20 protein-coding genes and 2 pseudogenes are annotated in these 25,659 nt (G+C 59.9%); 7 read left to right on the top strand and 15 right to left on the bottom strand.

What is annotated here, in order from left to right; translation table 11 throughout:
- Nucleotides 1–292 precede the first annotated feature (292 nt).
- Both DIE12_RS30455 and DIE12_RS30450 read left to right on the top strand, forming a co-directional pair.
- Nucleotides 293–2,401: a 3-hydroxyacyl-CoA dehydrogenase NAD-binding domain-containing protein gene (locus tag DIE12_RS30455; RefSeq protein WP_124523489.1), complete on the top strand. Its 2,109-nt coding sequence runs from the start codon at nt 293–295 to the stop codon at nt 2,399–2,401.
- Between the two features lie 77 nt (nt 2,402–2,478).
- Nucleotides 2,479–2,721 carry a rubredoxin gene (locus tag DIE12_RS30450; protein WP_081055728.1) on the top strand — a complete coding sequence of 81 codons (243 nt, stop codon included), beginning with the start codon at nt 2,479–2,481 and terminating at the stop codon, nt 2,719–2,721.
- An 822-nt stretch (nt 2,722–3,543) separates the two neighbouring features.
- On the opposite strand, the gene DIE12_RS30445 is transcribed toward DIE12_RS30450, so the two are convergent.
- The 3 genes from DIE12_RS30445 to DIE12_RS30435 form a co-directional block, all read right to left on the bottom strand.
- On the bottom strand, nt 3,544–4,866 hold the full coding sequence (locus DIE12_RS30445; RefSeq protein ID WP_124523487.1) for an MFS transporter: 1,323 nt from the start codon (nt 4,864–4,866) through the stop codon (nt 3,544–3,546).
- Between the two features lie 283 nt (nt 4,867–5,149).
- The gene (locus DIE12_RS30440) at nt 5,150–6,772 is read right to left on the bottom strand and encodes a GMC family oxidoreductase (RefSeq protein ID WP_124523485.1); all 1,623 of its coding nucleotides are present in this window, start codon (nt 6,770–6,772) and stop codon (nt 5,150–5,152) included.
- Nucleotides 6,773–6,954: 182 nt separating this feature from the next.
- Entirely contained in the window at nt 6,955–8,454 is a 1,500-nt protein-coding gene (locus tag DIE12_RS30435; protein WP_311768017.1) for an aldehyde dehydrogenase family protein, read from the bottom strand.
- Between the two features lie 805 nt (nt 8,455–9,259).
- Between DIE12_RS30435 and DIE12_RS30430 the strand changes: the two genes are divergently transcribed.
- On the top strand, nt 9,260–9,748 hold the full coding sequence (locus tag DIE12_RS30430; RefSeq protein ID WP_260429056.1) for a cyclophilin-like fold protein: 489 nt from the start codon (nt 9,260–9,262) through the stop codon (nt 9,746–9,748).
- 250 nt (nt 9,749–9,998) lie between these two features.
- Here DIE12_RS30430 and DIE12_RS30425 read toward each other — a convergent pair whose 3' ends face one another.
- The 6 genes from DIE12_RS30425 to DIE12_RS30400 all read right to left on the bottom strand — a co-directional run bounded on the left by DIE12_RS30425 (nt 9,999) and on the right by DIE12_RS30400 (nt 15,518).
- Nucleotides 9,999–11,180 carry a M20 aminoacylase family protein gene (locus tag DIE12_RS30425; protein WP_124523516.1) on the bottom strand — a complete coding sequence of 394 codons (1,182 nt, stop codon included), beginning with the start codon at nt 11,178–11,180 and terminating at the stop codon, nt 9,999–10,001.
- Between the two features lie 65 nt (nt 11,181–11,245).
- A complete protein-coding gene (locus DIE12_RS30420; RefSeq protein WP_124523483.1) occupies nt 11,246–12,388 on the bottom strand; it encodes a porin in 1,143 nt (380 codons plus the stop codon).
- A 52-nt stretch (nt 12,389–12,440) separates the two neighbouring features.
- Nucleotides 12,441–13,148 (bottom strand): MBL fold metallo-hydrolase, encoded by a 708-nt coding sequence (locus tag DIE12_RS30415; RefSeq protein ID WP_124523481.1) that lies wholly within the window; start codon nt 13,146–13,148, stop codon nt 12,441–12,443.
- 12 nt (nt 13,149–13,160) lie between these two features.
- Nucleotides 13,161–13,913, bottom strand: a complete 753-nt coding sequence (locus tag DIE12_RS30410; RefSeq protein ID WP_124523479.1) for an amino acid ABC transporter ATP-binding protein — start codon at nt 13,911–13,913, stop codon at nt 13,161–13,163.
- 16 nt (nt 13,914–13,929) lie between these two features.
- The gene (locus DIE12_RS30405) at nt 13,930–14,664 is read right to left on the bottom strand and encodes an amino acid ABC transporter permease (RefSeq protein WP_124523478.1); all 735 of its coding nucleotides are present in this window, start codon (nt 14,662–14,664) and stop codon (nt 13,930–13,932) included.
- A 14-nt stretch (nt 14,665–14,678) separates the two neighbouring features.
- Nucleotides 14,679–15,518: a transporter substrate-binding domain-containing protein gene (locus tag DIE12_RS30400; RefSeq protein WP_124523476.1), complete on the bottom strand. Its 840-nt coding sequence runs from the start codon at nt 15,516–15,518 to the stop codon at nt 14,679–14,681.
- Between the two features lie 131 nt (nt 15,519–15,649).
- Between DIE12_RS30400 and DIE12_RS30395 the strand changes: the two genes are divergently transcribed.
- Nucleotides 15,650–16,564 (top strand): LysR substrate-binding domain-containing protein, encoded by a 915-nt coding sequence (locus DIE12_RS30395; RefSeq protein ID WP_221623856.1) that lies wholly within the window; start codon nt 15,650–15,652, stop codon nt 16,562–16,564.
- Between the two features lie 42 nt (nt 16,565–16,606).
- Here the strand turns inward: DIE12_RS30395 and DIE12_RS30390 are convergent.
- Nucleotides 16,607–17,623: pseudogene (locus tag DIE12_RS30390) on the bottom strand (cryptochrome/photolyase family protein); the annotation flags it as partial.
- A 95-nt stretch (nt 17,624–17,718) separates the two neighbouring features.
- On the bottom strand, nt 17,719–18,303 hold the full coding sequence (locus tag DIE12_RS30385; RefSeq protein ID WP_260429054.1) for a DUF2878 domain-containing protein: 585 nt from the start codon (nt 18,301–18,303) through the stop codon (nt 17,719–17,721).
- Between the two features lie 550 nt (nt 18,304–18,853).
- On the opposite strand from DIE12_RS30385, the gene DIE12_RS30380 reads away from it, so the two are divergent.
- Both DIE12_RS30380 and DIE12_RS38970 read left to right on the top strand, forming a co-directional pair.
- Nucleotides 18,854–19,345 carry an alpha/beta hydrolase gene (locus DIE12_RS30380; protein WP_409364390.1) on the top strand — a complete coding sequence of 164 codons (492 nt, stop codon included), beginning with the start codon at nt 18,854–18,856 and terminating at the stop codon, nt 19,343–19,345.
- Between the two features lie 183 nt (nt 19,346–19,528).
- A pseudogene (locus DIE12_RS38970) lies at nt 19,529–20,765 on the top strand (PAS domain S-box protein); the annotation flags it as partial.
- Nucleotides 20,766–20,950: 185 nt separating this feature from the next.
- Here the strand turns inward: DIE12_RS38970 and DIE12_RS30370 are convergent.
- On the bottom strand, nt 20,951–21,652 hold the full coding sequence (locus DIE12_RS30370) for a hypothetical protein (RefSeq protein WP_124523472.1): 702 nt from the start codon (nt 21,650–21,652) through the stop codon (nt 20,951–20,953).
- A complete protein-coding gene (locus DIE12_RS30365; protein ID WP_062885747.1) occupies nt 21,640–22,329 on the bottom strand; it encodes a hypothetical protein in 690 nt (229 codons plus the stop codon). The genes DIE12_RS30370 and DIE12_RS30365 overlap by 13 nt, the downstream gene beginning before the upstream one ends.
- 327 nt (nt 22,330–22,656) lie before the next feature.
- Between DIE12_RS30365 and DIE12_RS30360 the strand changes: the two genes are divergently transcribed.
- Nucleotides 22,657–23,178, top strand: coding sequence for a fasciclin domain-containing protein (locus DIE12_RS30360; protein WP_409364391.1), 522 nt, complete (start codon nt 22,657–22,659; stop codon nt 23,176–23,178).
- Nucleotides 23,179–23,342: 164 nt separating this feature from the next.
- Here the strand turns inward: DIE12_RS30360 and DIE12_RS30355 are convergent, their stop codons facing one another.
- Both DIE12_RS30355 and DIE12_RS30350 read right to left on the bottom strand, forming a co-directional pair.
- Nucleotides 23,343–24,863 carry a deoxyribodipyrimidine photo-lyase gene (locus DIE12_RS30355; protein ID WP_062885745.1) on the bottom strand — a complete coding sequence of 507 codons (1,521 nt, stop codon included), beginning with the start codon at nt 24,861–24,863 and terminating at the stop codon, nt 23,343–23,345.
- A 74-nt stretch (nt 24,864–24,937) separates the two neighbouring features.
- Nucleotides 24,938–25,498 (bottom strand): DUF2878 domain-containing protein, encoded by a 561-nt coding sequence (locus DIE12_RS30350; RefSeq protein ID WP_063625718.1) that lies wholly within the window; start codon nt 25,496–25,498, stop codon nt 24,938–24,940.
- Nucleotides 25,499–25,659 lie beyond the last annotated feature (161 nt).

The raw sequence follows: 25,659 nt of genomic DNA, 5'->3' as shown, positions 1-25,659 counted from the left end.
GCGCTTCCAGGCGCTGCAGCATCGGTTCTGCGCAGCTGGAAACCGATCCGTACGCACACGGACCGGACGACACAAATGGGCTCCTTGGTTTCACTGAGTGGAATTAATGCTACTCAGTAAAACGCATGATACCATCGGATCGACGTTGCACAGGGATGTGGGAGTGGGCTCGGCGACGCACGAATGCCGTGTCCGCCAGCGAAACGGGGTGGCCCGCTTGCGCCTGGAACGCGTGTGTTGCGTATGCCGCGCGTGGGCACTTCCGGATGGTTCTTACGATATGGAAAATGAGATGAGCGACCTTCAGCTTGTGAAATATGACGTTGAGGACGGCGTTGCCGTCATCACCATCGACAATCCGCCCGTCAATGCGCTTGCGCCCGGGATGCGAGAAAGCATCATTGAAGGCGTTGCGCGCGCAAACGACGATCCGGCCGTCGACGCGATCGTGCTCATCGGTGCGGGGCGCAATTTCATTGCTGGCGCCGACATCCGTCAGTTCGGCAAGGCTCGCTCGATCACCAGCAGCGTCAGCACGGCGGCACTGGACGCGAGCCGCAAGCCGGTCATTGCCGCGCTTCACGGTTATGCGCTGGGTGCCGGCCTCGAGCACGCGTTGGCGTGTCACTATCGGATCGCCTCGACGGATGCCAAGGTCGGCTTGCCGGAAGTCGCTATTGGGATCATTCCGGCAGGCGGCGGCACGCAGCGTCTACCACGCTTGATCGGGCCGGAAGCCGCACTCGACATCATCGTGACCGGTCGTCATGTCGCCGCAGTTGAAGCGCTGCGCCTCGGGATCGTGACCGACGTCGTGAGTCCGGACTCATTGCGCGGTGCGGCCCTCGATCTCGCCAGGCGCGTCGCCAGTGCACGGCCGCTTCCGCGCGTGCGGGACAGGTCGGAGCGCATCGAGGAGACGCGACGCGACAGGACCCGCTGGGACGCCGCGCGCGCGAAAGCATCTGCCCGCGCCAAAAAGCTGATGGCACCTCAGCATGCGATCGCATGTGTCGAAGCATCGATCGAGAAGCCGTTCGACGAGGGCCTTGCGCTGGAGCAGCGTTCCATTGCGGAACTGGAAGGTTCGGACGAGGCCCGCGCGCTGCGCTATGCATTTTTCGCGGAGCGGGAGGCCGCGAAGATTCCCGGCGTGCCGGCCGAACTCAAGCCCGCGCGGGTCGCATCCGCCGCCGTGATCGGTGCGGGGACGATGGGAAGCGGCATTGCAATGTGTTTCGCGGATGCCGGGATCCCTGTCAGCGTGCTCGAGGCGACGCCCGAGGCGCTGGAGCGTGGCATCAACCGCATTCGCGATACTTATGCGGTCAGGGTCAAGCGCGGAAGCCTCACGCAGTCGGAAATGGACGCGCGCATGGCGCGCATCCGCACCGCCGAGCGTTATGAAGAAATTGCGGATTGCGATGCGGTGGTCGAGGCGGTATTCGAGCGCATCGATCTCAAGCGCGAAGTATTTTCGAAGCTGGATGCGGTGATGAAGCGCGGTGCATTGCTGCTCACGAACTCGTCCGCGATCGACATCGACACCATGGCCGCGATGACCCATCGTCCGAAAGACGTTGCGGGTGCGCACTTCTTCGCGCCAGCGAACGTCATGAAACTGTGCGAGATCGTCCGAGGCGAACAGTCTTCGATCGAGACGATCGTGCGTGCATCACGTATGGGCCGGGATCTCGGCAAGGTCAGCGTGGTGTCAGGCACCTGCGACGGATTTGCAGCCAATCGCAGTCGCGCACCGCTCGTCACCGAGATGATGCTGATGCTGGAGGAGGGCGCGCTTCCCGAGCAGGTCGACAAAGTCATGGTCGAGTTTGGCTATCCGATGGGACCGTTCGCGGTCAGCGATCTGTCCGGGCTCGATGTCAGCTACGACACACGCAAACGCCGTGCGGCAGCGGATCCGACCTATCGGAAACTTCACGTCCCGGACCGCATGGTGGAGTTGGGGCGAAAGGGGCAGAAGTCGGGCGCCGGATGGTATCGATACATCGAGGGTGATCGTACGCCCCATCCGGATGAGGAAGTCCGCCGAATCATCGCGGAGGTCGCCAACGAACTCGGTGTTCCCCAACGTACGTTCACCGACGATGAAATCCTGAGGCGGATGCTGTTCGCATCCGTCAACGAAGCATGCAAGATCCTCGAGGACGGCAAGGCATATCGCGCGAGCGACATCGATGTCATGTGGCTCTATGGTTTCGGGTTCCCGCGACATCGCGGTGGTCTGATGTACTGGGCCGATTCGATCGGTGCGAAGGAGATCTATCGTCAGGTATGCGAATGGCATAAGCGCTACGGGAAGCGATGGAAGCCGAGCGGTCTGCTGTTGAAAGTGGCCGAAGACGGTGGCTTCTTGCGAGACGTCAAGGTGCGAGCCTGAACGGCGGCGGCGCGTGCGTCGCATTGTTGACGCCAGCGGGCGCGATCGGACGGCCGCTGGTTTTGAAGATCGATGAAATGGTGAATCAGATGAGTGCAAACGTGAATGAGACTGGCCATGGTACCGAACCGAAAAGCGAGCCGGTACAGCTGGAATTCAAACTGTGGCAGTGCGTGCTGTGCGGCTTCGTCTATGACGAAGCGGAAGGCATGCCGGCCGAGGGCATCCCTGCCGGGACGCGATGGGCGGACGTCCCGGACGACTGGATTTGCCCTGAATGTTCCGCGACGAAGATCGACTTCGAGATGATCGAGATCTAGCCGGAGCGGTGTTACCAAGCCGGCGATCATCCGCCGGCGCGGGGCCAGGGTGTCGATGTGCGGAGCATCAGGGAGCGGGAAATGGAGCGCGGGCAATCGCTACGCTGGATCGTTAGCAAGTGGTTTGGCACAACGGGCGGGAACGTGATCCGACTGACTCGCTCGGGCCTCGGTCACCCGCATGACGTGCGCTGCGTGCGGGTTGACTCCGTGGTGGCCGGGCGGGAATTTACGATTTTCTTTTTTCGCGACGAAGCCGGCTGCTGGAGCGTGTCGCCGCCGAGGGGAAGGCGAACGGTGCGTGCCGTGGATTGATTCAGGCGTTGCCGAGGGCGAGCTATCGCCAACGCGGTGCGCACATGCACTTCGGAACGGTTTCAGAAATGAGCCAGCGACGAGCTTCGTATCCCGTTGTTGCCCATGTTATTCTGCGCCGGATAGCTATCCATCGACATCAGCATGGACTTCGGGCGAGCAGTTCATCACGGTTCGAAGTGTCGGCGAGGAATGATTTACCTACCTGTTCTGGTGTCGCGTGCCAGTGACTCTATAGAGCCGATCAGATGATTGTTGGGTTCACGAGGGTGTCAGTGCGGATCGTAGACCCAGGGCGTTATCTTCGCGGTCAGCTTGTGCCATGTACCATGCCGTGATGCTGTTCAGGCTGCGGCCGCGTATGTTCTCGATGCGCGTTTTCAATCGTGTCGCACCGTATCCTTGAATGCGACGATGCCCGCTGTCAAAGCCGGGCACCTTGCAGAAAAACGCTCGTGGCGGTGACGTTCCTGCGGTCACCGCCATTTTCTCCCGGGTCAACGTCGCTCAGTGCGCGTCATGCAACACTGCAGTGCCAGCATCGGATGGAGCGCCTTCGACCGACGTGCGAAGACGGATGCCTCGGGTCTCGGGTACGAATTGCGTAGCAACAAGGCACATCAACGCGATTGCACTAACGTAGAGAGCCGGGGCGAGAGGCGTGCCGATCGCCTGAGTCAGATACGTCGCGATGAACGGGCTGGTGCCGCCAAACAGCGCTACGCTGATCTGGTACGAGATTGCGTGTCCGGTTGCCCGGAACGACGTCGGGAAGAACTCAGGTGCCGCGACGAAGTTGGCACCGCCATTGATCCCGAGCCCGATTGCTAGCAGGACTTGCCCCATTACGGCGCCACTAAACGTTCCAGAAGCCGCAAGATGCATCGCTGGATAGGCTGCGAGCGCGAGCCAGGCTGCGCCGAACGTCAGCACACGCTTGCGTCCGAACCGATCGCTAAACATACCGCCCAGCGGAAGCAGCAGCGACAGAACGATGACTGCGATCGCGTTGGAAATGAGTGCAGACATCGGCTCCAGCTTTGCCACGCGGACGAGAAACGTGTACATGAAACCCAGCAGCAGATAAGCGCCGACCGAATACACCGGCTGGATCATCACGACGTTCAACATGCCCCTCACGCCGCCCGATTGCAGCGCGGCGCGCAGTGGGTTGTCGGCATTGTTCTTGCGAGCGGCCTGCTTGAATTCCTCAGGCTCATCGATGCTCCGCCTCAGCCAGAACCCGACCACGCCGATCAGGCCACCCATCAGGAAGGGAATTCGCCAGAGCCACTCGGCGTAGGCGGTCGATCCAACTGATTGGACGGCAATGAGCAGGCCGGCAACGACCGCGTTCGGCAGGTGGGAAAAGATCAGGGTAAAGCCGAGCCACCGTCCTCGCTGATCGTCGGGCGCTGCTTCCACGATAAAGCTTGTCGTGCCGGACGTCTCTCCGCCCAGCGCCAGTCCCTGCGCGAAACGGCACATCACAAGCAGGATCGGCGCCGCAATACCGATCTCGGCATAGGTCGGCAACACGCCCATCAACGCTGTGCCTAGCGCCATCAACCAGACCGTCATGGCCATGACTTTGACCCGACCGATTCGGTCCGCGATCATGCCGAACATCAGGCCTCCGAGCGGTCTGGCGAGAAACGCCACGGCATAGACGGCGAAAGTACTCAGTATCGCGGCAGTTCGATCGCTGCCCGGGAAAAAGTGTGTCGCGAGGATCGGCACCGAAAAGCCGAACACCGCGAAGTCGTATATCTCGCCGAAATTCCCGATCGAACCGGCGGCAAGCGTGCGCCAAGGACTGGATCTGGACATTGTCTCCTCCCATTGATGGGGATATGTTCTTTCAATCTGAGCGAGCGCCCCGCATGCGGGCCACGAAATTCGATGTGGCGGCAATGAGCGTTCGTCGTTGACCTGCATAACTGCGGCGGGACGCGCAGTCAAGGAACCCGATGAACCCGGTCGTTCCGACGGCAGTCTTCGTGAGGATGAGCGATTTTATCGATTCCTTGATTCGTATTCCTATGTTAAATGTTTGAGAAAAAGTAATGAGAAATTTATGGTTTGCATCTCCTTGTGAGACTGATTAACCTCCCTAGGTAGCGATCGAGCGGCGTGCTTTCGAGTCGCGTGCGATCATGTCCGCCCCTTTCTCTCCGATCATCATCGATGGCGCGTTCGTATTGCCGGCCGTCACGCGCGGCATGATCGATGCATCGACGACACGGAGTCGTTCCACGCCTCTGACGTTCAGGCGCTCATCGACGACAGCCATCGAATCGCGCCCCATCTTGCAGGTTCCGGCCGGGTGAAACGCCGAATTGCCGTGCTGTTCCATGAAGCGGAGAAGAGCATCGTCTGATTCCGTGCTCGCACCGGGGAAACGTTCGCTCACGACGCGAGATGCGATCGGCTCAGTCGACATTATTTTCCGGATCTGCCTGACGCCCTGGATCATCGCGTGGATGTCTTCTTCATGGCAGAGGAAGTTGGGTGTGAATGCGGGAGATTGCGCCGGATCCGCCGATCGCAGCGTTACTGTTCCTGTCGCGGACGGACGGACACGGTATACCGAGGCGGACATGGCCGGGACCGGATCGACCTCGATCTTTCCGTTCTCGTGATACGTGAACGTCATCGGACGAAAACTGATCTGCAGATCTCCGTAAGGCTCGTCCGGCCTGCTTTTTACGAACGCCGCCACCTGTGACGAACCGAGCGCGAGGTAGCCGGAGTGTGTTGTCACGTATTTCAGACCTTGCCAGTATTTCCTGAGGCCATTGAGGTCGCGGTTGTACGAACTGTCGCAGGTCGAGGTGAAACTGCAGTGCACGTAGAAGTGATCCTGCAAATTCCGTCCGACGCCGGGCAGATCGTTCAATACCGGTATCCCGTGACGTTGGAGTTCGGTTCCCGCGCCGATTCCCGACAACATGAGGATCTGCGGGGAATTGAGTGCGCCGGCGGCAAGAATGATCTCGCGAGATGCACGCAGGATGCGTCGTTCGCCTTGTTCGACCACCTCGACACCGACCGCTTCACGCCCTTCGAATATGATTCGCTGGACCAGGCATCCGGTACGGATCTCGAGATTCGCCCGGTCGCGGACCGGTTCGACAAACGCCGTGTAGGATGAATCGCGCTGGCCAGATCGGATATTGTGCTGAATGAAGCCGACGCCATCGTGGCGCTCGCCATTCAGATCTTCGGTATAAGGGATACCGCTGTTGACTGCTGCTTTGACGAAGTCAACGGAACTCGGGTGCCGGATGACCGGGTCGCTGATGCATAGGGGGCCGCCAGTTCCGCGGTAGTGATCTTCACCGCGCTCATTGTGCTCCATTCGCTTGAAGTAGGGCAGCAGGTCGTCATAAGCCCATCCAGTATTTCCGAGACTTTGCCAGTAGTCGAAGTCTTGGCGATGTCCGCGGATATACACCATGCCATTGATTGAGCTTGACCCTCCGAGACCTTTGCCTCGTGGCCAGTACATGCGGCGCTCGAGCAGAGTTGGCATGGGTTCCGTGTAGTAGTTCCAGTTGAACTGCTCGTTGAAGAAGAGCTTTGCCATGCCGGCTGGCGTTCGAACCCAGAACTTGTCGGCATCCGGTCCGGCCTCGAGCAGCAGTACGCGGTTCTCCCTGTTTTCGCTCAGCCGGCGGGCGAGGACGCAGCCGGCCGAGCCCGCGCCGATCACAATATAGTCGTGCGTATCCATGTGTGGGATTTCATTGAATCCTGTTGTTGGCACGTCGTGCCCGGTTGCGCTGGCCTGGTCTGACTCGGCCGCAACACCGGGCGTGACTTGACTTCGTCGGGTACCGAATCATGTGACCGGACGGATGCCGAGTCCATTTCATTCGCACAGGCATTCACGTGTGCGCCTGCAATTTCCGTCGATCAAAGACGCATGAGGACCGACTTCGTCTGCGTATACGCTTCGATCGACTCGGCCCCCATCTCGCGCCCGTATCCCGATTGCTTGTATCCACCGATGGACATGACCGGGTCGGTCTCCGCATACGTGTTGATCCACACGCGCCCCGACTTCAGCGCGCGCGCCACGCGATGCGCGCGGCTCACGTCACGCGTCCACACGGCGGCCGCCAGACCATACAGCGTGTCATTGCCCTTGAGAATGGCATCGTCCTCGTCACGGAACGGAATGATCGACAGGACCGGGCCGAAGATTTCTTCCTGCGCGATCTGCATCTTGTTCGATACGTCCGAGAAGACCGTCGGTTCGACAAAGTAGCCGACATTGCCGACGCGTTCGCCACCGGTATTGAGCGTTGCGCCTTCCACCTTGCCCGCATCGATGTAAGACAGCACGCGATCCATCTGTCTGCGTGAGACGAGGGGCCCCAATTGCGTATCCTGCGCCAGCGGAGAACCGACCCTGTACTGCGAAGCGATATCCGATATGCGTCGCGCGACTTCGTCGTGAAGGCTTTCATGCACGAAAAGACGCGTGCCGGCCGAGCAGATCTGTCCCGAGTTCCGGCAGAACCCGACTACCGCCGCTTCGATCGCCTTGTCGAGGTCAGCGTCGGGGAAGATGATGTTTGGCGACTTCCCGCCCAACTCGAGCGTAACCTTCTTCATGTTGCCGGCGGACGCCTGCAGGATCTGCCGGCCGACGCCGGTCGAACCGGTAAACGCGATCTTGTCGATGTCAGGATGTGCCGCCATTGCCGCGCCGGCGGTTGCACCGAACCCCGGAACGACATTGACGACGCCGGGCGGCAGGTCGAGTTCATGGATCAGTTCGGCGAGTCGCACCGTCGACAGGGGTGCCTGCTCGGCCGGTTTCAGGATCGCGGTGTTCCCACAAGCCAATGCCGGCCCCAGCTTGGAAGCCGCCATTACAAGCGGGACATTCCATGCGTTGATGAGTGCGCAGACGCCCATCGGCTCGCGCAACATATAGATAAACTTCGCATCGTCGGTCGGATTGGTCGTCCCGTGGATCTTGGTAACCCAACCGGCGTAGTAGCGGAAAAGCTCGGCTGTCGACGCGACGCGACCGGCGGAAAACGCGACCGGTGCACCCATGTCGAGGCTCTCAAGGACAGCGAGTTCATCGGCATGCTGCTCGACCGCATCGGCGATTCTCAGCAGATACCGGGCGCGTGCATGGGGCGAGATCCCGCTCCACGTCTTCGACTCCAGTGCCTTGCGTGCAGCAATGACGGCTTTGTCGATGTCGGCGCTGTCTGCTTCCGCGACCATCGTCAGCGTTTCCTCTGTCGCCGGATTGCTCGTTTCGAACGTGCGGCCAGAGGCCGCCTCGACCCATTGTCCGCCAATCAGCAGGCGTTTGGGACCGGACTTCAGCCAATCGAGCGCCTTTTGATGACCTGCGCTGATCGGCAATGAACTGACAGATGAAGACGACACTTTGGTTCTCCTATGGATGTAAATCGTCGCTCGACAGCAGCAATGGTGAGGGTACGACTCTGGCGTCCGTAGCGACCCGTACGTTCAGGCGACCCAGGTGCGCCGTGACCGACGATCGCTGCGGAACGCGTGAGCGGCTTGTTCGATGACCCCGGACTGAAAGGGAAATCTCCCGTTGTTCACTTGACGAAAGATGAGCGCACTTCAGGAGGGAAGTGGGCGGTCGTCGATGGCGAGAAATTTTCCCGGGAATATCGGCAGTCAGGTTTGATGAGATCAATGCTTGCCACGTGTCACCTCTCATGTACTGCGGTCGGGGTATGTGTGGAATCGGTCGGTGCTCGTACGGCACTGACCGACTCTCCCTCTGATGGAAATCATACTAGCACGTATTCTGATAGATAGCATGGGTTCCATGTAGTGGAACTTTCGTTGCGACAGGGCGCTTGATCGCTATTGCTTTCGCGAAGCATGGGACGGCCTCGTCGAACACGTTGGGATGTCGTCGAAGGAAAGTTGAGTTACGGAATTGCCGACGAACGGACAGACGCAGTCGCGGGAAATTGGCGTGATGACAAGCGAGGCATTGTGCGGGAACGACGAATGCGCAACTCGTGAACAGCGCTCATACCCACATTCATATCAAGTCATCAATCTGGTGACTTGTCTGACTTATGATGTTTTGCTGCACAGACCGAGAAGACGGCGCCCGCCATGCATACGACTGTGCCAACGAAAAAATGAGAGACGGCAGCAACTTCAAGGCACGAGGTTTGATGCAACGCGCATGTGGAGATGGCAACTTATGACGTGGGATATCGTATCGAAGGCCGTTTCGATCACGACAATCACGATGCTGTGTTCTGGCTCATTGGATGCCGCGGAACTGGCAAAGAGTACAAACGTGAGCGGCGGCGGAATTCAAGGAGAGAACCGAGTGAAGATTGCGATCAGCATCGATGGCCGAAAAGTCGTCGCCGAGCTCGAAGACAGCGCGACAAGCAGAGATTTCCTGTCTCAGCTACCGATGACGTTGAAGTTCGAGGACTATCACGCGACCGAGAAGATTGGCTATCTTCCGCGCAAGCTGTCGACGTCTGGCGCGCCGGACGGTTTTGATCCATCTATTGGTACCGTCGCCTACTACGCGCCTTGGGGAAACATTGCGGTCTTTTATAACGACTTCGGATACTCGAGATCTCTGATCAATCTCGGGCAAGTCGTGTCCGGGTTGGATATCCTGACGAGAGCGTCGTCGTTCAACGCAAAGATCGAACGCGTTGAGGATGAGTGAAGATTCCTTTCGCTTGACATTGCTCCGAGTTGACGCGTGCCAGTCGTGTTTTCATCTGAACATGATGGTGTTGCCACAAAGGATTAATCGTCGAGGCCCGACATGGGATGGTAATCCCCCGTTCTCTACCAGTTTCAGAAGTAGAAACTAAGCGTGCCTAGGTTGCGTGATCGGATCGACTAAAGCTCCGACGTTGGTAAAGAAGGCCGGAGAAATCGGTGCCTGCCGACTCGCCCGGCAGGCACCCCCGTCAGTTGAGAAAGCGCTCGGTGAGGCGCACCCAGTAGCCGGCTCCCACTGCGAGAATCTCGTCGTTGAAATCGTAACCCGGGTTGTGGACCATGCAGTTGCCATCGCCATCGCCATCGCCGTTGCCGACTAGCAGGTAGCAACCTGGACACTTTTCGAGCACAAAGGCGAAGTCTTCGCTTCCCGTGAGCGGTGCGATGGCGTCCATGACCGCGTCCTCACCGCGCCATTCCAATGCTACTCTCCGCGCGAACTGTGTCATTTCGTGGTCGTTGACGAGCACCGGGCATCCATCATCAGAGATGCAAACTTCTGCACTCGCGCCGTACACGGCAGCCTGCGCAATGGCGACATCGGTGATACGACGTTTCAAGAATGAGCGCATTTCCGGCTTGAGCGTTCGGACGGACAGGCGCATAACGGCAGAATCTGGGATAACGTTCGGCGCGTGACCTGCATGGATGGCACCGACTGTAATGACTGCCACGTCGAGCGGGGCGACGCCTCGCGATACGATCGTCTGCAACGCTAGCACGATTTGCGCACAGACGACCACAGGGTCGATTGCCATGTGTGGAAGCCCGCCGTGACCGCCACGACCATTCACAACGATGTCCATATCGTCAACGGACGCCATGAACGGGCCAGCAAGAAATCCAAACTTTCCCGCAGGAATGCCCGGCATGTTGTGTATCGCGAACACAGCGTCGCATGGGAAGCGTTCGAGTAGGCCATCGTCCAGCATTTGTTTAGCCCCAGCACCACTTTCTTCAGCCGGCTGGAAAAAAAGATTCAGCGTGCCGTTGAACGACCGGGATCTCGCGAGCTGCCCAGCTGCCGAAAGCAGCATCGCGGTGTGTCCGTCGTGTCCACACGCATGCATCTTGCCGGGCGCCGTGCTGGCGTAGGGCAAGCCGGTCTGTTCGTGGATCGGCAGTGCATCCATGTCTGCACGCAGACCAAGTCGTCGCTTGCCGTCACCCAAACGCAATTGCCCGACAACGCCGGTCTTACCGATCCCGCGATGAATTGTATAACCCCATTCAGCAAGCCGAGATGCTATCAACTCGCTTGTGGAAAATTCCTCGTACGAGAGTTCTGGACACGAATGAAGATGCCGACGCAGGCTGATCATCTCGAGGTCGAAATCGGTAGGTTCGCCCGCGGGCGTAAAATCGGACATGATGGCTCCCTGGATTTGATTGTACGGATAGACGGCCGAGTGCGGCCGAACTTCGAGCAGTGTCATCAGAATGAATGCTTCATCCCCACGCCCGCAATCAACTGGGACGATCCGGATGCCGGCGTCATCATGTTGATCTGCGCATGAGAAAACTCACTGCCGTCACCATGGACGCGTTGGTAAACGGTGTCGAAATACAGCGCGGTGCTTTTGGACAGGGCATACTCGGCGATAAACCCGACCTGGTTCCAGTGAGGCGCCTTGCCATTCACCCGGGCAGAGGTGTAGGTATAAGCCCCCTTGAGACTCACGGCCGGTGTCAGGGCATAGACCGCATCGAGTTCGTAGTTGTTGAAGCTCATCGAAGGCGCCCCGGTGAACTGCGGGTTTTGCCATTCCGACGTGGGTCCCGCAAGCACGGTACGCGTCACGTTTGCACTCACGCTAAGCTTGTCGAAATCGTAGCCCAACCCTAGACCGAAGATCTGCTGGCGGCGACCAGAGAAGTTTGCATCGTCAATGTCCACTGCACCCATTGTCCCGGGCGCGTCGTTTCCGGGGTTGTTGAGCTGCTCGTAGACGATGGCGGTCTTGAAGTGGCCGCCGTCATACGTCAGTGCGGTGCCCCACAGTCGATTGTTCGCAAAACCCGATCCCGATGCAGTTGTGGCCTTGTTGCTGAACGCGTACATGCCGCCAAGCTGCAATCCGGCAAAGGAAGTGCTTTGGTAGGATACCGCGTTGTTGACAAAGAACGAGCCCCACACGTTGTCGTTGTCGTACGGGTGTGCGAAGAATCCACCACCCCAGTATCCTGCTGCGGTGAAATTCCAGAGATACTGACCGATGACGTCGAACTGACGGCCCAGCTTGACGGTCCCAGCGCGATCGTTCGTAAGGCCGATCCAGGTGTACTCGCCGAACACTCGTCCCGACGGCCACACAGTGCCGTTGGACGGGGAAAACGAGCTTTGCAGCTTGAAGATTACCTTGGTCCCTCCGCCGATATCCTCCGTTCCGGTAAGCCCCCATTTGCTGGTACTCGTGCCCGAGTTGACGAACTGAACCGAATGACTGCCACCCTGGTTGGAGTTGTAAAAGATTCCCGCGTCGATCGCGCCATACAACGTCACCGATGACTGAGCGTTCGCGCCATTAATCAATGCAATCGATAATACAGATAGGAGTGCGAAGTTACTTTTAGTCATTATATTATCTAGTGTTAGAGTTGACGGAAACTTAGTGGAGTGGCTTTTTCTGCTATTTCGCGAGATAGATGGACGCGATTTTCTTCATTCTTTCTCCGGTCATCGTTGCTCCGTGCCCACCGTAGACAATGTCCAGATCCATATCGAGCAACCGGTGCATGGTGTCGCGGTACAGCGACTTGCAAGAGCAAGGAAGGTCGTCAACCAAGCCCCCGTCGTAGATCACATCGCCACTGAACATAACCTTGCGATTTCGATCGAAGAGTGCGATAGAGCCGTGCGAATGCCCTGGAAAATGAATAACCTCGAAATCCCAGCCGCCGATATCGATGTGATCGCCCTGGTCAACGACGTGCGTCAGTGGAGCGGGCTTGATCTGGTAGTCCACGGCTTGCCAACCGTCGTAGGGCACGCGCGTGACTGGATTCTCCAGAGCACGGAAGATGTCGGCGACGGTGTCTTCGTCGCCCATCGACGCGAATGCAGTCGCCTCATTTCGATGGCCGACGCGGGTTTCGAATTCGTAGAATGCGCCCACATGATCGGCGTGGATATGGGTGGCCACTGCAATGATCTTCTTTCCGTGATCTATCGTGAGATGCGGCATCAATGGCTGGATTCCCATACCGAAATCCACGACGAGATCCGATTGACGCCCGCGTAGGTGAAAGATGTTGGCGCGAAAAAACCGATGAACGTTGGGCTCGGTATAGACCGTCAGCTCATCATCGATTTTCTCGGCGTGGTACCAATCGCTCATGGTTTTCGAATGTTAATGAAGAAGTTGGCTGAGGAATCGCTTGGTTCGCTCGTGAGTCGGAGCTGAGAATATCGAGCCGGGAGGGCCAGATTCGACAATTCGACCTGCGTCCATGAAGACCACGCGGTCGGCGATGTTCTTCGCAAAACCGAGCTCGTGTGTGACACAGATCATGGTCATCCCGTCGCGGGCCAGTTCGACCATCGTATCAAGCACCTCCTTGATCATCTCCGGGTCGAGGGCCGATGTCGGTTCGTCAAACAGCATCACGCGCGGGTTGATACAAAGCGCTCTTGCAATTGCGACGCGCTGCTTCTGGCCACCAGAAAGCTGAGACGGGTAGGAGGACGCTTTTGGGGAGAGTTGGACGCGCTTGAGGAAGCTCATCGCGAGCTCGTCCGCATCAGTGCGGCTCATTCCCCTGACCCAGCGCATTGCCAGCGTGCAGTTCTCCAGCACGGTGAGGTGCGGAAAGAGGTTGAAGTGCTGGAATACCATGCCGACTTCTCGTCTGACGGTGTCGATGCGTCGGGTCTGGTCAGTCAGTTCGACCCCATCCACAAGAATCCTACCTTGCTGATGATGCTCGAGATGGTTGATGCAACGAATCAGCGTCGACTTTCCCGAGCCCGACGGACCGCATATCACCACTTTTTCGCCGTCCGCGACGGAGAGGTCGACGTCATGAAGCACCTGCGCCCCGCCGAACCACTTGGACACCTTCTGGAGTTCGACAATTGGTGCGGTTTGCTGATTTTTAGTCATGTCTGTAGTCCGGTTTTCAGAGCGGCTGCGTGCCTGGAACTGGTTCCGGCCGCCCAGTCGTAGGCGACTTGGAGGACGCGATGCCGCGAGAGAGCCGCCGTTCGATGCGGTGCTGTAGCACAGTCAGGGCGGAGACGATCACGAGGTAGTACACCAATGCTGCGCCATACCATTCAAGGAACTGGAAGCTGGTGGCAATGGCGAACTGGGTGACAGTCATCAACTCCTTCAATGAGATGATCGTGGCAAGCGACGTAGACTTGACCAATGAGATGAACTCATTGATTAGATTCGGGACGGCTACTCGGAAAGCCTGCGGCAGAATCACGAGAAGGAACGTCTGTGAGCGAGACATGCCAAGCGCCGCGGCGCCTTCCCGCTGCCCGGGATCGATCGCCGAATACGCACTCCGTAGAATTTCCGACAAGTACGCGATCTCGATTAGTGTGAGTGCAATGAATGCGGCAAGAAACGGTGAGAACCATGTCGCACGAAATGCAGGGATGAGTTGAGGCAGCCCGTTCCAGATCACGAGCAAAACCAGCAACCCTGGCGTTCCGCGAAAGAACCACACGTACGAGGAAATCGTCCAGCGCACGCTTCGGCGGTGAGATGTAGCGAGAGCACCCATCCCCAGCGATATCACCAGCGACACCCCACCGACCGCGAGCGACAACAGGATCGTGATGACCGCGCCGATCGCGAGCGGCTTTCCCAGGACGGCTTGAGTAAACAGATTGAAATCGAACACGACGCTGCCCCAATTTACTGGTTTGAATTCAACGTGCTGGTTGCGTCCTCAGGAAGGTTCCATTTCCGGAGAAGCGTGCGCATCACGCCGGACCGCTGAAGCGAGGCAAGGCCCGCCTTGACCATCTGCACGTCGTTGGCCTGCCGTCGCATGTAGAGGCCGTAGTACTCGCCCTGCGGATAGGTGTACGGCATGCTCAGGCGGCCCGGGACCTGCATCAGTCGGAACGCGGCCGAAGTGTCTTGCGTGATCGTGGCGGCAGCTCGACCGACGAGGACCTGCTGAATAACTGCTGAAGAAGACGGATAGGTCTGCATCGAGACAGGCGGAAGCCCCTTTTTGGCAAATCCAGCATTGAGGTCCGCGATAACCTTTTCGTAGGTCGTTCCAGCCTCAATCGCAACCAGATGTCCACTGAGATCGTCGGGGGTCTTGAGCGACGAGTTCGATGCGGTGACCATGACGACCGAAGATTTGAAATACGCTGTGCCGTCGTACCGTTTCGTCCGCTCCGGCGTGATCATGATACCGCTGGCGACGAGGCCGCACCGGTGGGCGTCGAGAGATGGGAGAAGCCCCTTGAAGTCGACCACGACGAATTTAGGTTTTACGCCCCAGAGCTTGGCAAGTTCAGTAACAACATCTACTTCAAAGCCAACCATCGTCGTGTCACCAGGCTTCGCGTAGTACTCCATCGGAGGGAATTCCCCGGCGGTACAGACGTTGAGGGTATTCCCGTCGACGAACGATGGCGCAGTAGTCGCACTGGCCTGCGAGATTCCGCAGACGATTCCAAGTGCAAGGCTGCTGCACCTTGCGGTACGGCGTAAAAATGAGTTGTGGCTGTGTTTCATCGCGATGTCTCCGGCTAGTATGCTGGCGGGTGGATGGTCGGTCGTGCACATGATGTGCGCGTCAAATTTCCTAAACAAGGCATTAGTTTTGTCGGTATTATCGATAACCAAACTAAACGATTGGAGGCGCCGTGTCGGCTGCAACGTTGCCACTTCACGCACTTCGTGCATTCGAGGCGGTTGCCCGCCTTGGGCATGTCGGAGCTGCGGCTGCCGAATTGCATGTCACACCGGGCGCAATAAGTCAGCAGTTGAGAAACGTTCAGGTCGCAATCGGCGCGGAGCTTTTCGAGAGGCGAGGCCGCCGGCTCTCGCTGACTGCAAATGGCGCCGTGTTGCATCGTGCCGTGTCAGCTGCAATGGACGGCATTGCCGAGGGGGTTCGACAGGTCGCCCAGGCATCGGGAGAAAGCCCGCCCGCAGTAAGCCTGACCATCTCGATTCCACCCACATTTGGAGTGTGTTGGCTGGCAACGCGCCTATTTGAATTCATGGCGGAGAATCGGCACATCAAGCTTCATGTGCTGACGATCCGCGCGCCGAATGTTGTCGACTGGCGCCGGACTGACGTAGCCGTGGTGTATGGCAATCCGCCCTGGCGCGGTTTCTGGTCCCAACCGATGCATGGGGTAGAGATGACACCGGTATGCAGTCCGCAGCTCTTGCGAGGGCCACATGCGATCCGCAAGCCTTCGGATATAGTTCACCATCGTTTACTACATGAAGATGATGGGACGCAATGGCGACAATGGCTGTTGGCTGCGGGCGTTTCCTACCCAGCAGAATCCGATGTCTACTTCGACGACTTTGGTATCGTGCTCCAGGCTGCGCGCGACGGATATGGGATCGCATTGAGCGACGAAGTCATCTCAGCCCGAGATCTCGACGACGGTCGCCTAGTACAGCCCGTTTCGCTGAAAGTTGCTTCGGCACGCAACTATCACTGCCTTTGCCGTGAGGAAAGCGTGGCAAATCCGGAAATAAGGAGCTTCATGGGCTGGCTAACGGCACAGTCTGCATTGGCTGTGTCGAGAAGCGACGGGTGAGGCTGGCCCAATTTCCGTCCCGGCCTTAGTTGGAAAATTCCGGCCCGTGTGCCCCGTTTGCCATTTGCGCAGCGCCTGCGGGTCGTCGCGCCACGGCATCGAATCGAACTGACGCCGGAAATTGACCTGGTGCAGCGGCGGGAAGTGATAGAGCAGGTGATACGAGAATTCCCGCCATCCGATCTCGCTGAGGAATTTGGTGAGGGGCGTGCGCGTGCCGTACTTCGTGTTTGCCGTCAATTGCGCCGCATACCAGACCTGCCGAACCGATATGTTGCCGAAGCGCAGATAGGGCGAGAGCCGGCTCGTCGCGTGAGCGGCCGGGAAATCACGCATGTCGGCGTAGTCGCGAAGTGCTTCTTCCAGGAACGCGTCGAGCCGCTGTCGCGCGGCTTGCTCACCGCAGCGCCAGGTCAGACGCAGCCCGCCCGCCCAGTCGGGCGCCGTCGCTTGCAGCGCGAGCTCGCGAAGCGAGCTGACATGTGGCGTGACGCGTTCGGGAACCGGGAAAAACGCGATCTGCGACGGGGCCGCCAGCGGAGCCGGCGGACACGCTTCGTCGCGACACGCGGCGCGCCAGTACGCACTGAACACCTGAAACGGCAAGCCCTCGCGAGTGGTCACCGTCCAGGGTTCGCGCAACAGGTGGCCATTGAACGTCGACACGACGATTCCGCGCTCGCTCAGGCTTTTCTTGATGGATGCATCGATGTCGGTGTGCGCTTTCGAGTAACGGCGATTCCACACGACTCTGGCGGCCTGGATCGCGAGGGCGAAATTCGTGATGGCTTCCTGCGCGTTGCCGCGCAGCACGATCAGCGAACCGCCGAGCGCGGACAGTGCATCGTCGAGCTTGCTCAGCGACTCGTGCAGCCACCACCGTTGCGCGCCACCCATCGCACGCCCGGACTTCGGCGCAGGGTCGTGCACATACACACAGACGACGGGATGACCGGTGCCGACCGCATGAGTCAGCGCGGGGTTATCGCCGAGGCGTTGATCGTCGCGGAACCATACGACGACGGGGCGGGATTGATGCGGCAGTACGGAGCGTGTCATGGGCTTTGCGTCAGAAATTGCATGAGTTGACCCGGAGCGGAGTCGAAGGCGATGCGGGCGTGTCGCGTACGGTTCGAATCGAATGCTTGCTGCATCTAGCCGCAACGTGCGTCGTGCATCGCGTGCCGGTCGCTTGCTGCTGCAGGCCCGGCGGTCACGCCGTCCCAGCGCCGTGCGAGTGCAAGGGCGGCGGGCAGGATGACCGCCCACCCAGTTGCGAGGACAACGAGCGCCGCGACCGGATCCCTGAAATGAACGGCACCGAGCGCCGCACCCGCGCGAAACGACGCCGGGCCAGCCAGAGCGCCGACGAGTATCGCGACGAGCGGTCGATGCTTGAGCCAGCGCAGCAGCGTATTCAGCTGGATCGCGAAGAGCGCCCACAATCCGGCAAGCCAGTACGGCGCCGTACCCGGCAGCAGCACGCCATTCGGGTACGCGAGCAGGCCGGAATGGGCAACGGCGCTGTCCCACAACCATCCGGATACCGTGACCACGATCACGAGCCGCGCCTCGCGTGACGGTCGACCCGCGTACAGCAGATGACCCGCCGTCGCGAACAGCGCATACGCGAAGCCCCACGCGGCGCGGTGCGATGCGGCCGCCATCACGCAGACCAGCCAGCCCAGTTGGGTCGTCGCGAGATATACGTACATTCGAGCGGAGCCCGGTGTACGCATGCTCGACGGTCCTCGATTTGGCTTACGGGTCATGATCGTTAGCGAGCCCTCGATATCGCGATGCTGATCCGGCCGGCCGCCTGCATCGTCGGTAGTTGTGCACACGTCAGGCGCAATGCCGCGGCACGCTCGACCGCGTACGAAACCGGTCGCGGCGCGCAGCGCGTGTCGTACCGCGCGAGCAGCGGTGGGCCCTACGTCCATGGCCGACGGCCCTGTATCACCGAAACGGCCGTCCATTGACTGGCGATGGCATTGCGGGGAGCGATGGTCGGCATCCGGGGTGCGTTTTTGTGTCCAATCCTTTATACGGCGCTGGATTGCCGGCGGATGCAGGCCACAGAAGGATGAAGCGGGCGCGCGCGGCGTTCGACCGACGCGACCCACCAGCGTCGCGCCGGTAACCTGCGGGACGGACGTTGGGGCGTGGCGCCGACGCACCCACGACGCTCCGCTGCAGCGCCGCGCATGCATCCGCTTTCGCGGATGTTCCGTAAAGCTTCGTACCAGGGGCCGTATTTGCCCGACAGCTTCGGATACGGAGATTGGCATGAGCATCAGAGTGGGACTGGCCGTGCTGACGGTGCTGCTCGCGGTCGTACTGCTCGCCGCGTGCCGGCCGTCGCGGCTGCTGAACGGGCTGTCGCCGCGATACACGTTCAGTTTGTTCGCGGATATTCCGTACGATTCCGGCGAGCGCCACGTGCTCGACGTGTACGTGCCGACGCGCGTCATGGACGACTGGCCGGCCGATGCGGATGCGGGCGTACCGGTCGTCGTGTTCTTTTACGGAGGAAGCTGGCAGTCCGGCGAGCGCAAGGACTACCTGTTCGTGGGTGAGGCGCTGGCGTCGAGGGGCTTCGTCGCGGTGCTGCCCGACTACCGCACGTATCCGGCAACCACCTTTCCCGGTTTCGTCGACGATGCCGCGCAAGCGGGGGTGCCTTTGATTCCCGCGCGTTTTTCCAGTTGGACGCCTTTAAGCCTGACAAGACCTTGCCTTGCGGCCCCAAATAACTATTCATATAAAACAATGGGTTAGTATCTACCTTTCGTTGCCGAACAAAAGAGCGTCTTCTGACATGGCCACATCGAAGATGGTGGATCAAGCCATCAAGATGACGGGACGAAATAGACAAGGAACCGATGAACGAACTGGACAACGAACAGGCGCTGAAGTCGTATCCCGACCGCCGCCAGTTGCACCTGAACCGCCCTGGGAAATCCGATGGATCGCGTGATCGCGGGCGAGGAGTTCAGCGACGTGCCGGTCGAAATCGAATCGGCCTCCGACGAAAGCGTGAGCTAGGTCCACCGCATCCGCAGCCTCGTGCTGACGAACGCCGCCGGCGAACCGAACTGCCTCGCGCTCGTGGTGCACGACGCAACCGAATGGGCGAGCGCCGAGGAGCGCTTCGAGCGCATCTTCAACGCGAACCCGGCGCCGGCCGTGATCTGCCGGCTCGACGACCTGTGCTACGTGAAGGTCAACCAGGGCTTTCTCGACATGACCGGCCACGTGCATGAAGACGTGCTCGGCCGCTCGGTATACGAGGTCGACGTGCTCGACCAGGCCGAGCGGCGCGAACTCGCGATCGAGCGGCTCGGCGAAGGCGCGACGATCCCGCAGATGGAGGCCGTGCTGAAACTGGCGGACGGCAGCGCGAAGGCCGTGGTCGTCGCCGGGCAGCCGATCGACATGAACGACGAGGCATGCATGCTGTTCACGTTCATGGATCTCGAGCCGCGCAAGCAGGCCGAGCGTGCACTGCGGCAGAGCGAGGAACGCTCCGCGACGGCGTTCCAGATGGCACCGGTCCCCACCGCGATCGTCACGGCCGTTGCTCGACGTGAACGGCGCGTTCGCCGCGATGACGGGCCATCCGCAGGACGACCTGCTCGGCAAATTCGCGGAGGAGATCGGGCTGTGGGCCGAACGCGCCGCGTGGCAGCGCATCGAAGACCGGCTGGCGCGCGACGGCAACGTGCGCAACGCCGATGTGCGGATCCGCACGCGTGAAGGCGACGTGCGCGATTGCGTCGTGTCGTCCGACCCCGTCGCGATTCACGGGCGCGACTGCCTGCTCGTCGCGCTGCTCGACATCAGCGACCGCAAGCGTACCGAGATGGAGCTCGTCTACGCGATCGAAACGGCGATGCAGGATGCGTCCTGGTTCAGCCGCACGCTGATCGAGAAGCTGGCGAACGTGCGGCGCGCGAATGCGCCGGATGCGGGCGCCCAGCCGTCGGACCTGACCGCGCGCGAGCGCGACGTGTTCGACCTGCTGTGCCATGGCCTGACCAACAAGGAAATCGCCGGCCGTCTCGGGCTCGCGCCGAACACCGTGCGCAATCACGTCGCGACGATCTACGCGAAGCTCGACGTGTACAGCCGCGGCGAGGCGATCGTCTGGGCGCGCGAGCGCGGGTTAGTCGGCCGAACAAGCAACCGCAGCAGTTGAGTCGTTTTGTCGTCGGGCCGCGTTTTACGCAGGCGACGTTATTGACGTTCCTAACGAGCGGATGCTGAACTAGGACGTCGTCGTAGCTGGAAAGCGGACTGATACTTTTGCCGACTCCTGGAGACCTTCATCAACGGTGCGGTTCGCGAGATGCCGGACCTCGGTCGAGCATCTCGTCCGAATGTTTACCCTTCTTGCTTGACCGCGGTAGACATATACTGTTCGCGGACTGCCAGTCCCCCGTATGGCAGGTGGGATGCGGTGACCGTCGCTACGTAATCCGAATAGGCGTAGCTCACCCGTGCAACCGCCACGGGTTTGCCTATAAGCGTTTCCAGCGTCGTATCTCCAGACACAGATGTTGGCGCTCCGAGCACATTGTGCAGATTCCGGACGGCGATCTGCCAGCTCCGTCGTGTTTCATCTGCGGACATGTCGCGACGGTACACATTGATGGCCATCAACGTGTGATCCGGCGCGAAACTGAACCATATTTCGCTCACGGGTGGTCCATTCGAGCCGAGCGTTTCTGCAGGCACGCCTCGACAGCGCAGGTAGCGCAAGCCTCGGGACAATTCGAGGCACTGCGCCTTGTATCGCGACATTCTTTCCAGCACTTCTGCTTCCGTACTGCGATCGAGCTGCAGGCCAAACGCAGGACGGTGGGCGGCCGCTGATACACCTCTCTCCTGCAAAATCGCTTTGTTGCGAATCGACAGCACCGTTCGGGAATCGACGGAATCAACTGGACACTTCACGCCAAGCTCGGTGAGGAGCCGTCGCCCTTGCGTCGTGTGCAACCAGCCGATCCCGGCAACACTCACGGAGAGTGCCGCAGCGACCCACGCGATCACTGGGGTCCTTCGCACCGCCGTCAGCCCGTACATGATGATGCAACCGTCGGGGGAAGATACACGGGGCCGCCGGGTGTGGCGCTGATGATGGTATTACGCAGGTTGAAGAGGGTGGGTACCGCACTGAACTGGAATTTTGTGCCGACCGGGATGCCGGCTGAGTTTTTCTCGGTAAGCGTGTACGTTCCATTCGTCGTCGACGTCAGTGCGGCAAAGTCCGCGGCCGAGAGCTTGCTTTGCAGCGTCGCGACGAGATCCACCATGAACTGGTCGAACACGCAGCCTGGAACGCCGACGTCGTTATGGGCAGTCGTCATGTCTTGGCACATCTCCGGTTGGGAGTCGATGTCTCCGGCGACCTTGACGGGGCCAGGGTAGGTGTACGGACCGCCGAGGAGCGATTCAAACTGCAACGTGAGACATGCTTCAAGCCGTGCGGGGGTGTCATGGGCTGCACTGCTGTGGCTCGCATTACCTGATACGGCCGCAAAATAGGGCGCTTCGACCGGGTCCGCCAAAAGGCCTGCGACAGCCGCATTGACCACGCCGGCCACTACGCCGGGGGCAGCCGAATCACCGCCGAGCGCGGTCCAGATGGCCAGATTCTCCGGATGTTGTGCTGCCACGGGAGCAATGTCATCTCCGCCTCCGCAAGCGCTGAGCGCGAACGGCGCCGCTGCGGCAACGACGATACCGATGAAAAGCTTCATGAGTTGTCTCCTCTGAATGCCATCGCGACGCCATTTCCCGAGGTGGGACACCGAGCACCTTGGCTGGATGACATACGCAGATACGGTGGCCGAGCGAGAACGGATGCAGTGGCGATTGAAGATGGGCAAGGTTTTCGACACCCTTGAGATGCCCTGGATCGCAGATCTGTCCGCGATGAAGTGTTCGACCTTGCATCCGCTGCGCGGCTCGACTCGTATCTCCGATTGCTTCCAACCACGGCGGCAATTTTGCGGAGTACTAAAATGAAATCTTTCAGCAAAGCAAAACTGGGTGGCGTGGCGCTCGCCCTTGCATTCGCAACGTGCATGTACGCGCCGGCCACCGAGGCAGGATCCATGTCGATGGAGCAGACGGTCGAGGTGGGTGGCGCCGCGATGTACCCGTCGAGGAACATCGTCGAAAACGCGATGAATTCTCATGACCACACGACGCTGGTCGCAGCGGTCAAGGCGGGTGGGCTGGTCGACACATTGTCGAGCAAGGGGCCCTTCACGGTATTTGCACCGACCAACGAAGCATTCGCCGCGTTGCCGGCCGGCACGGTGCAGACGTTATTGAAGCGGGAGAACAAGGCTGTGCTCGTCAAGGTGTTGACGTATCACGTTGTATCCGGACGACTCACGGCATTCGACCTTGCCAGGGCGGTCGAGCAAGGCGGCGGCAAGGCAACGCTGAAGACGGTCGAAGGCGATTCCCTGATCGTCAGCCATGGCCCGAACGGACTAGCCGTCACCGACGACAAGGGCAATGTCGCGCACGTCACGATCGGCGATGTCATGCAGTCCAATGGCGTGATTCACGTGGTCGACTCCGTGCTGATGCCCTGATACTTCAGCCTGTACCTGGAGGAAGGCGTGATGTGCGGAAGCAGGCCGGGCGCGCTCGCACGTCACGTCGTTCTCGGTATGTCGTCGGGGCGCCCCCGTCGCACGGTCGAGCCCGAACGTTTCAATCGGCGATTCGTGATTCGATTCCGGATGGCAATCGAGGGTCACTTCATTTGGTTCTGTGTATTCAGGATATCTACCGAACTGAGGGCTCGCGCGCGTGCATCCTGGTGATCCACGATCGGAAAGGGATAACTTGCGCCGAGTGCGATGGATGCTTCTTGCAGCGCTTCAGCGGAAGCGGTCCATGGGCTGTGGACCGTTTCGGCGGGGAGTGCAGATAGTTCGGGCACCCACCGCCGCGTGTATTCGCCTCTCGGGTCGAACTTTTTCCCCTGCAAAACAGGATTGAAGATTCGAAAATACGGGGCTGCGTCGGCGCCGCTTCCTGACACCCATTGCCACCCGGCGGGATTGCTTGCCTCGTCCGCATCAACCAGCGTATCCCAGAACCATGCTTCGCCCTCGCGCCAGTCGATCAGCAAGTGCTTGGTGAGAAATGACGCTGTCACCATGCGCACGCGGTTGTGCATCCAGCCCGTGTACCAAAGCTCGCGCATGCCGGCGTCTACCAGCGGATATCCTGTTTTCCCCGTTTGCCACGCGCGAAGCGCCTTGGCATCGGTGCGCCACGGCATGGCGTCAAACTGACGCCGAAAATTGAACTGATGAAGGGGTTTGCAGTGATAGAGCAGGTAATACGAGAATTCTCTCCATCCGAGTTCACTGAAGAACTTGCTCAACGACTCATTTTTGGCATCGTCAATGCGAACAACTCGCCTGCTTCGCAGGGTGTCTACCGCTGATAACGTTGCGTACCACACCTGCCGGGCCGAGATATTTCCAAAGCGAAGATAGGGAGAAAGCCGGCTCGTCGCTCGAGCGGCCGGAAAATCTCGAGCGCCGGCATAATCGGAAAACGAGTTTTCAATGAAGGCCTCGAGTTGATGCCCGGCCGCTTCCTCGCCGCATCGCCAGGTCGCACGCAGACCCTCCGCCCAGTCTGGCGTCGAGGGCTGCAGTGCAAGTTCAGGAAGCGTACGGACGTGTGCGCTGATGTTCTTGGAGACGGGAAAGAACGTGACCCGAGCGGGCGCCGACAGCGGGCACGGCGGGAAAAAATTGTCGCGGCGAGCGGCTTTCCAGTAAGCGCTGAATACCTGGAACGGCAAGCCTTCGCGCGTGGCCACTGTCCAGGGTTCCCGCAAAAGGTGGCCATTGAATGTCGACACGTCGATGCCGCGCGCGATCAGGTCTTTCTTGATCGATGCATCCATTTCCGTTTGCGCTTTCGAGTAGCGGCGATTCCAGCAAACCATTGCCGCCCGGGTTTCGACGGCGAGGTGCCTGATGGCTTCGTGTTCGTTACCGCGAAGCACGAGCAGCGAGCCGCCGAGAGCGGAAAGCGAGCCGTCGAGTTTTTTCAACGACTCGTGCAGCCACCACTTTTGCGCGCCTCCCATGGGACGCCCGAGCGTCGGGGCAGGGTCGTAGACGTAGACGCAAACAACAGGATGGCCGGTGCTGACCGCATGAGAGAGTGCGGGATTGTCGCTGAGTCGTTGGTCATCCCGAAACCATACGATAACGGGGCGGGATTCATAAGGCAGTTCGGAGCTTGTCATGTGTGGTGCCCGAGAAGGTACGTTGGCAATTTGAACGGGATCGGAGATAAAGCTGGCTTGCGACGCTTCCGGCTCTATCCGGCGCGGGCGTCATTCATGTCGCCTGCGCCGATTGGCGGAGGAGAAGGGGGCGTTACGCCATCCCAATGGCTTGCAATCGCAAGCGCGGCCGGCAAGATGAACGCCCAGCCGGTTGCGAGAACGGCGAGCGCTGCAGCCGGATCGGTGAAATGAACGGCCCCCAGCGCCGCACCTGCGCGAAAGGATGCGGGGCCTGCGAATGCACCGACGAGCGCCGAGATGAGCGGTCGCGCCCGAAGCCAGTGCAGCAAGGTATTGAGTTGAATCGCGAACAGCGCCCACAGCCCCGCGAGCCAGTACGGCGCTGTGCCTTTGAGAAGAACGCCGTTCGGGTACACGAGCAGGCCGGAATGTGCAACGGTGCTGTCCCATAACCATCCGGACACCGTGACCGTGATGACAATCCGCGCCTCGGATGCTGGCCGACGCGCGAAGAGAAGATGGCCGGCTGTCGCGATCAGCGCGTAGGTGACGCCCCACGCCGCGTGATGCGATGCGGCAGTCATCACGCATACCAGCCATCCTGTCTGGGTCGTCGCGAGATAGACGTACACGCGAGCGGTACCGGACTTTCGCGTGCTCGACGTCAGTTGATTCGGCGCGCTTCTCATGATCGCTCGCGCGGGATCGGTAACGGCATGCTCGCCGCGCCGCCATGTCGACGTTGCATCTCGGGGTAAGTGGAAGGTAGAACGTTCATGGCAGACGGCTCTCA

The organism is Burkholderia sp. Bp9015 (genome assembly GCF_003853505.1).
GTDB lineage: Bacteria > Pseudomonadota > Gammaproteobacteria > Burkholderiales > Burkholderiaceae > Burkholderia.
The sequence above is the reverse complement of the archived record's forward strand: the minus strand, read 5'-3'. Positions and strand labels throughout refer to the sequence as shown.

Coding starts and splice junctions, on each gene's coding strand:
- DIE12_RS30455 (WP_124523489.1), top strand. CDS start 293: ATGAGCGACCTTCAGCTTGTGAAATATGACGTTGAGGACGGCGTTGCC.
- DIE12_RS30450 (WP_081055728.1), top strand. CDS start 2,479: ATGGTGAATCAGATGAGTGCAAACGTGAATGAGACTGGCCATGGTACC.
- DIE12_RS30445 (WP_124523487.1), bottom strand. CDS start 4,866: ATGTCCAGATCCAGTCCTTGGCGCACGCTTGCCGCCGGTTCGATCGGG.
- DIE12_RS30440 (WP_124523485.1), bottom strand. CDS start 6,772: ATGGATACGCACGACTATATTGTGATCGGCGCGGGCTCGGCCGGCTGC.
- DIE12_RS30430 (WP_260429056.1), top strand. CDS start 9,260: ATGACGTGGGATATCGTATCGAAGGCCGTTTCGATCACGACAATCACG.
- DIE12_RS30425 (WP_124523516.1), bottom strand. CDS start 11,180: ATGTCCGATTTTACGCCCGCGGGCGAACCTACCGATTTCGACCTCGAG.
- DIE12_RS30420 (WP_124523483.1), bottom strand. CDS start 12,388: ATGACTAAAAGTAACTTCGCACTCCTATCTGTATTATCGATTGCATTG.
- DIE12_RS30415 (WP_124523481.1), bottom strand. CDS start 13,148: ATGAGCGATTGGTACCACGCCGAGAAAATCGATGATGAGCTGACGGTC.
- DIE12_RS30410 (WP_124523479.1), bottom strand. CDS start 13,913: ATGACTAAAAATCAGCAAACCGCACCAATTGTCGAACTCCAGAAGGTG.
- DIE12_RS30400 (WP_124523476.1), bottom strand. CDS start 15,518: ATGAAACACAGCCACAACTCATTTTTACGCCGTACCGCAAGGTGCAGC.
- DIE12_RS30385 (WP_260429054.1), bottom strand. CDS start 18,303: ATGCGTACACCGGGCTCCGCTCGAATGTACGTATATCTCGCGACGACC.
- DIE12_RS30380 (WP_409364390.1), top strand. CDS start 18,854: ATGAGCATCAGAGTGGGACTGGCCGTGCTGACGGTGCTGCTCGCGGTC.
- DIE12_RS30370 (WP_124523472.1), bottom strand. CDS start 21,652: ATGTACGGGCTGACGGCGGTGCGAAGGACCCCAGTGATCGCGTGGGTC.
- DIE12_RS30365 (WP_062885747.1), bottom strand. CDS start 22,329: ATGAAGCTTTTCATCGGTATCGTCGTTGCCGCAGCGGCGCCGTTCGCG.
- DIE12_RS30360 (WP_409364391.1), top strand. CDS start 22,657: ATGTACGCGCCGGCCACCGAGGCAGGATCCATGTCGATGGAGCAGACG.
- DIE12_RS30355 (WP_062885745.1), bottom strand. CDS start 24,863: ATGACAAGCTCCGAACTGCCTTATGAATCCCGCCCCGTTATCGTATGG.